Below are 7,050 nucleotides of genomic sequence, written 5' to 3'. Positions count from 1 at the left end.
GGTTCTGTTCTACTGCCTAATAAGTATGTACCAGAGGGTACTGAAATTGGTGATCATGTAGACGTATTTTTGTACTTCGATTCAGAAAGCCAGCTTGCTGCGACCATTGAAAGACCTATTGCCCAAGTGGGTGAATGGGGCTTAATGAAGATTGAGGGCGTCAACGCGACAGGTGCTTTTGTAAATTGGGGCATCAAAGAAAAGGATCTACTTATTCCTTTTAGTGAGCAACGCACTCGCTTCTCTGCGGGACAAACTATTCTTGTCTATGTATATACTGACAAAGCGTCAGGCCGCATTGTTGGTACGACTAAGTTCAACAAATGGTTAGACAAAACTCCTGCGAATTATGAAGTTAACGAACAAGTTGATTTGATCATCGCAGAGCGCAGTCAACTTGGCTACAAAGCGATTGTTAACGGTAAGCATTGGGGCATGATTTTCCCATCAGATGTGTTTGGTAAGCTTTACATCGGTAAGAAACTGAAAGGCTTTATTAAGCAAATTCGTGAAGATGGCAAAATCGATCTCGCGCTACAAAAAGTCGGCGTGGCAAAAATGGACGATCTTTCTAGCAAGATTCTTGATCTGTTAGAGAAGAAGGGTGGCTTTTTACCTTTGAACGATAAGTCTTCTCCTGAAGCGATTTTTGACGCTTTCCGTACAAGTAAAGGTACTTACAAAAAGACCATTGGTGGATTGTACAAGCAGGGCAAGATTGTTATCGAGAAAGACGGTATTCGTCTGGCGTAACCCAAGCTCACGTATAGCGGATCTGCAGCCAAAAAAACGGCCCAAACTTTTCCTTTTTTTGGGCCTAGGGGAAACGGCTCCGCAGAGCCTGCGCTAAACTTTTTCCAACAATAATTTTGTTGGGAACATAGAGAGAAATGCCATATCAAAGCATTACTTTGATACAACTAGTTTAGTACAGCGTGTCCGGATCGCTAGCGAGCCCAGTTGCTTTCATACTTACGAATTAAAAAGCCATCGCAAATACGATGGCTTTTCATTTATTTATGATTCGTTACTTCTTTAAAATAAGTTCTTATCTCGTACTAATTCGCGAGGAAGACCATTCTTTATTCTGTTGCTTACCCACTTTCCAAGGCCAATGACTGCGCCTTGATAGGTAACAAGTACTTCGCCTTTACCTGTTTTCATTCCCTCAGGAATCGTTTGTGGGCGAACATCACGTCCCATGTACCATTCGCGCGCTTCTTCAATGGTTAGCTCGATGGCGTTTGCCTCAGAGCCTGTCGCTAATGCCGTTGCCACCTGATGCTGCCAACGGTAGCCATTTTTATGGGCTTCCGCGATCTTGATACCCATACGGGAGAAGCGTAATTCGCCGATCATTGGCTCTAAAGCATTAGGGAACAACCAGACATCTTTATCGCGAAGCCATACAGAATTGTCATTCGGAAGTTCAATACCTAACGCACTTTGCAGCTGTTGGGCAATTTCAATCGATTCTTTTTTCGATGCTTTGGTAAACGGGAACTTGCCCATGTGCTTTTTGACCTTTGGTGGTTCAACAGCAGCCAGTTTATGAATTCTTGCAACAAAGAACCCTTCGCAGTCGTAGACCTGTGGAAAGATATGCAAAAAACCTTCTTCAGTCAGAGCAGCATTTGCGTTTTCAAACAAGGTCTCAAGGCTTTCAAACTCAACGGCATCACCAAAGGTTTCTTTCAAGTGATGACAAACTTGTTGGTTTTCTTCTGTACTGAGCGTACATGTTGAGTAAACCATCACACCACCGGGCTTTAGTGCATGGAAGGCGCTTTCAATAAGATCTTTCTGTGTGTCAGCGATGTCGAGCACGGAAGCTTGCGTCCAGTTTTTCATTGCATCTTCGTCTTTGCGAACGGTGCCTTCGCCGGAGCAGGGCGCGTCGAGCAGAACCGCATCAAATTGTTCTGGTAGCCAACCACCAAAAACGCGCCCGTCGAAGTTACTTAGTGCGGCGTTACGTACACCACAACGTTCCACGTTGGCATGCAGCACTTTTACACGACTTGCGGCGTATTCATTGGCCACGAGAACGCCTTCATTGTTCATTAAAGCCGCGATTTGAGTGGTCTTTGATCCTGGTGCAGCTGCTGTATCTAACACGGCATCGTACGATTCGTCATTCATAAACAGCGCAGATACTGGCATCATTGAACTGGCTTCTTGAATGTAGAATAAGCCTGACATGTGCTCTGCGGTGTTGCCTAATGGTACAACTGACTCGTCCGCTTCAATCCAAAACCCTGTGTCACACCAAGGCACAGGGGAAAGCTTCCAGCCTTTTGCGTCTGCACGTTCTAGAAACGCTTCAACGCTGATCTTCAACGTATTAACTCGAATACTTTTGCGCAGTGGCTTTTGGCAAGACGCGATAAAGTCTTCCATGTTGAGGTTAGCAGGAAGGATAGTTTGGATTTTTTCCAGAAACGCGTCTGGAATGTAAACATTAGGATGCAATGTGGGATCTCGTTTGCAGAATTTGTGGCAAATAATATACGAAAGCGAAGCAGAAACGAATAGTGACAAGGGCCGAGCAATAAAAAAGAGCAGCGATTGCTGCTCTTTTAAAGTGATCAAACTTCAATTGTATGTGAATTGAGCTTTATTCTACGGCTTAGGAATCGCTGTACGCCATTGAGTCCAACCTTCTTCAGCTTGTGGATACAAAAAGAAAGATTGCCCACTTTTTGCCGCTGGTGGAATAGTCGATTGCTCTGGCGTTGAAAACGCAATTCCTCCGCGAACTAAACTATCAAATGTGCCCGCTTTGATGTTCGCACCAGTAATTCCGATAGAGACATCTACTCCTGAAACATTCCAAAACACACTGTTTTGACGAACGAGGTAAGCATATTCAGGCTGTATCTTGATGGTCGTGAGGACGCGATCGGCAAATTCTCCTAGGCTCACGTCGGTTACTTGGCCGACTTCCATCTGGCGGTAGAGAATAGGCGTTCCGACTTGTACTGAGCCTCGTTGTTCACTTTGTAAAGTAAACATCATGCCCTGAACACGTTCTGAACCGTTTTCCAACTGAAAATCAAATTTAGCTTTACCTTTACCTGGCTCAACACTGATGGATTTCGACACCAATGCGCCAAGGTTTTTCACACCCCCTAAGCCAATCTCTGGCTCAGTTAGCCAAAAATGTGAGCCTTCAACCGCAATGTTTTCTACGTATTCAGGTAGAATTCTTGCGGTAATTTCAACCATATTGCGACGAAAATTCGGTACAACCAGTGTGACTTCACCAACTTTGACGCCTTGATACTCTATCGGCATTCCTTTGGCAATTTCTTGTGAGCCGTCTGTTTCTAATGCAATAACGCGCCCAAATTTGCGTGCGGTTTTTTGATCTGTATATAACTTCCAGTTGTCTCCAATTTTGTTTTCAACGCCAGGAACAGAGTCAAAAGCGATGCCACCTTCGATTAATGATTTTAAAGGGTGAGCTTTCACACTCACACCGGCTAGCGATGCATCTATCTCGATCCCTGAACGGTTCCAAAAGACGGTTTGCGGTGTTACGAGGTAAGCAAAGCGGTTTTCGATGGTTGCTTTAATTAACACACCGCCATCAACCAATTGGAAATCGGAGACGTTACCAACAGGAAGATTACGATAGAGCAGAGGGCTGCCTTTGGAAATCGGCGGCAATTCAGAAGCAAACAGTGTGAGTGCTCTAGAGCCACTTTGGTTGTACTGTGCTAGTTCTGCCAATGATTCGTTTTGGAACAGTTGATACTCTTTTTGAATATCTTGCTTGCCTTCGCTTACAAAGCTAATGGACCCAGTTAACAACTGTTTTGCCGGAGGAACGGTAACGCTGAGGCCCGATTCCGTTAACTCTGCAGAGGCACTTCCGGTTACATAAAAACGGTTGTTTGATTTGATCAGGTGTTTGTATTCATGATCAATCAATACGTCCATAAATACTTCATGTTGCGATTTTTTACCTTCTTCAACTAAGCCTACGTTGATAATTGAACCGACCACGATGCCTTTGTAAAGCACGTTGGCACCGCTATCTAGGCCAAACGAGTTGTCAGACACTAAACGAATAGCGATGGACTTTTCTTGCTGTTGGTTAAAAACGTTTTTACGAATGGCAGTAAAGCGGCGAGAGCGATCACCGGCACCTGGCACAATGGTTAAGAAGTTTCCTCTCACGAGATTGGCAATGTTTTCAACACCAGAGAGAGACACTTTTGCTTCTTCTAAGACGAATCGGGTACCTGTCGTCAGCATGTCACTGAAAGCTGGTTGAATTGCAGCTGACGCTAATATCACTTCTCGCCCTTCGGATAGGTTTAAGTCTGTAACTTGGCCAATTTCGATTCCGCGATACATAATGGGTGCGCCTTCGCCACTGATTTTACTGTCATCAGGGAGGACGATTTTAACAGCGATACCTCGACCTGCAGTTTTCAAATCTTTATACAGACGGAATTCAGTGTTCTCTTCTACAGGCTCACCGTCATCCGGAGAGTCGACGGCGATCGCGCCTCCGAGTAGAGCACTCATACTTTCTAGCCTTACATCGACGCCTTCAAAACCGATGCTGGCACCGATTCCACTAACGTTCCAGAACCGACTGCGGTTGTTAATGATATGTCGGTATTGATCCTGAATGTTGGCTTGAATCGTGATAGATTTTGCGTCTTCATCCAGCTGGTAGCTGTAGACTTCACCGATTGGAATTTTCTTATAAACAATTTGAGATCCAATCGACACACCACCTAAATCACGGCTTTTGAGCTTAATATTCAAGCCTTGAGAAACGCGTAAATCTGTTGGGGCAGAGTCTAACGCATGGAATGTTGTCTCAAACTCTTGACCATCTCCGGGCTGAATCGAGATGTAGTTACCTGAGACGAGCGCATCTAGTCCGGAAACTCCCGTTAGGCTAGCTGTTGGTTTTACTAACCAAAAGCGTGTTTTATCGTTCAGTAACTTTGCAGCTTCAGGGTAGATATCGGCATCAACATAAATACTGCCGAGATCTTCAGTGAGGTTAATGTCTCTCACCATACCGACTTCTAGCCCTTGGTAACGGATAGTGGTTCGCCCGGCGACCAAGCCAGCAGCGTCAGAAAAATAGATTTGCACCCGTTGTCCGGCATCGTGTATCGACTTCACCACAAGCCAGCCAGCTAAGACCATAGTCAAAATTGGCAAAAGCCAAAGAGGAGATATGCCTTTGCTCCGCTTTACATCTGGTACGTATGACGTTTGAGAACTGTTCTGATCACTCATTCATTGACTCTTTTTCTGATTGTGTTGGGCCTGTTTGGTCCCAGATTAGCCTTGGATCAATACTTTCCGCTGCAAGCATGGTCAATACCACGACAACACCAAAGGCCACGGCGCCATATCCTGGTGTGAAATCAAGTATCTGACCACGATCGACTAAGGTCATCATGATAGAAATAACAAACAAGTCCATCACAGACCATTTACCGATCCATTTAACAACAAAGTAAACCATCATTCGTTGTCTCTTAAACACCGAACGTTTGAATTGAATGCAAAGCATGATGTAGGCAAGGCCAAGTATTTTTACAACTGGCACAACAATACTGGCCACAAAAATGATCACTGCGATGCCATACATACCGCTTTTTACCAACCCAGCTACGCCTGAGAAAATGGTATCTTCCAAACGTTTGCCATTGGTCAGCAAGATGGAAATAGGAATTAAGTTGGCTGGGAAAATCGCTATCGTTGCCGCAATGAGGTAAGCCCACGTCTTCTGAATGGAGTTGGGCTTGCGATGATATAACTCGTGGTGACAACGCCGACAATGCTCGCCTTCAGGTTGAGACAAGTGGCACTCATGGCAATGCACGTCTTTGTGTTCAAAGGAGTAAAGGCTTTCTGGTTTCCAGGCTTCCCAGTAACGACGCACACTGATTCGAGAAACTAACAAAACGGTAAATATCTGCAAAAGAACCAGACCAATTAACCCTGGGCCTACAAAAATGTCGGAATAATCTTGGAGTTTGAAGCAGGAAATGGCGATGCTAACTAAGAACACATCCAGCATTACCCAATGTTTCAAATGTTGAATTAGCCACAGTGAAACACGAAGTCCTCGAAACCACCGTTGATGCAGCGAGATATGCGCCGTAACCACTGAAACACAAACCGTCAGCGGCGCTAGAGAGCTACAAAATAGAATAAGCAGTGAAAGAAGAACAAAGCCTTCTTCCATCAATGTGATCATCCCTGAAGGTAGGGTTGCCGGAATCATCACACCAAAGAGTCGGATGCTAATAAAGTTAAAAAAGTGCGATGGAATAAATAGTAGGATGCAGGTTATCGCGACGGCTAGATTACCAGAGAGGCTAGGGCTACCTCCGCGATATAATTGCGTACCACAACGAGGGCAGTGTGCATTTTTGCCATGGGGTAAGTCGACGATGTCGACAGGCAATTCACAACCTTGGCACAAACGTACGTTATTGGGTTGCATGGCGTGCTTAGACAGAGAGGTCATAACGACCTCTCTAGCTTGAACGATTTAAGCGTGGGACTGTATGCCCCCATATAAGGTTTGATATAAGCCTTCTTGCTCAACTAACTCACCATGAGTACCTGTTTGCGTCACTTTTCCATCTTCAAGCACGTAGATCAAATCGGCTTGTTTTACGGCTGATAGACGGTGCGCAACGATTAATGTTGTTCTACCACGTAAGAATTCAGTCAATGCTTTGTGCAATGCCGCTTCAGTAGCGGTATCAAGCGCAGACGTGGCTTCGTCTAAAATAACAAATTGAGGATTACTCAGCACCATTCTTGCGATGGCAAGGCGTTGTCGTTGACCACCTGACAAACGAATGCCGTTACGGCCGACTTGAGTATCCAAACCGTGGTTCAGTTGAGAAATAACATCTTGCAGCTGAGCAACTTCAAGTGCTCGCCAAAGTGACATTTCGTCAAAATTCCCACCGAGCGTTAGATTATGCCTCAAGGTGTCGTTAAATAGTATAGGTTGCTGTAATACCACGGCAATTTTGTCGCGAATTACTTCAA

Annotated in this window: 5 protein-coding genes; 1 reads left to right on the top strand and 4 read right to left on the bottom strand. The window is 45.0% G+C overall.

The genetic code is table 11. The features are described 5' to 3' along the window. The coding region (locus tag CAG69_RS08120) for a CvfB family protein (RefSeq protein WP_161443627.1) at nt 1-753 on the top strand (753 nt) is incomplete at its 5' end. Nucleotides 754-1,035: 282 nt separating this feature from the next. Here the strand turns inward: CAG69_RS08120 and rsmF are convergent. From rsmF to CAG69_RS08100, 4 genes are all read right to left on the bottom strand, one after another. Continuing rightward, on the bottom strand, nt 1,036-2,472 hold the full coding sequence (gene rsmF / locus CAG69_RS08115) for a 16S rRNA (cytosine(1407)-C(5))-methyltransferase RsmF (protein ID WP_161443625.1): 1,437 nt from the start codon (nt 2,470-2,472) through the stop codon (nt 1,036-1,038). Nucleotides 2,473-2,622: 150 nt separating this feature from the next. Further along, a complete protein-coding gene (locus CAG69_RS08110) occupies nt 2,623-5,271 on the bottom strand; it encodes a PqiB family protein (RefSeq protein ID WP_161443623.1) in 2,649 nt (882 codons plus the stop codon). Further along, entirely contained in the window at nt 5,264-6,514 is a 1,251-nt protein-coding gene (locus CAG69_RS08105) for a paraquat-inducible protein A (protein ID WP_161443621.1), read from the bottom strand. The genes CAG69_RS08110 and CAG69_RS08105 overlap by 8 nt, the downstream gene beginning before the upstream one ends. Nucleotides 6,515-6,538: 24 nt before the next feature. Beyond that, the coding region (locus CAG69_RS08100) for an ATP-binding cassette domain-containing protein (RefSeq protein WP_161443619.1) at nt 6,539-7,050 on the bottom strand (512 nt) is incomplete at its 5' end.

Source organism: Vibrio sp. V43_P6S15P86, assembly GCF_009904725.1.
In the GTDB taxonomy this organism is placed as follows: domain Bacteria; phylum Pseudomonadota; class Gammaproteobacteria; order Enterobacterales; family Vibrionaceae; genus Vibrio; species Vibrio diabolicus.
The sequence above is the reverse complement of the archived record's forward strand: the minus strand, read 5'-3'. Positions and strand labels throughout refer to the sequence as shown.

Bases quoted from the DNA above. Each gene is read 5' to 3' on its own strand.
- CAG69_RS08110 (WP_161443623.1), bottom strand. From the start codon at position 5,271: ATGAGTGATCAGAACAGTTCTCAAACGTCATACGTACCAGATGTAAAG.
- CAG69_RS08105 (WP_161443621.1), bottom strand. From the start codon at position 6,514: ATGACCTCTCTGTCTAAGCACGCCATGCAACCCAATAACGTACGTTTG.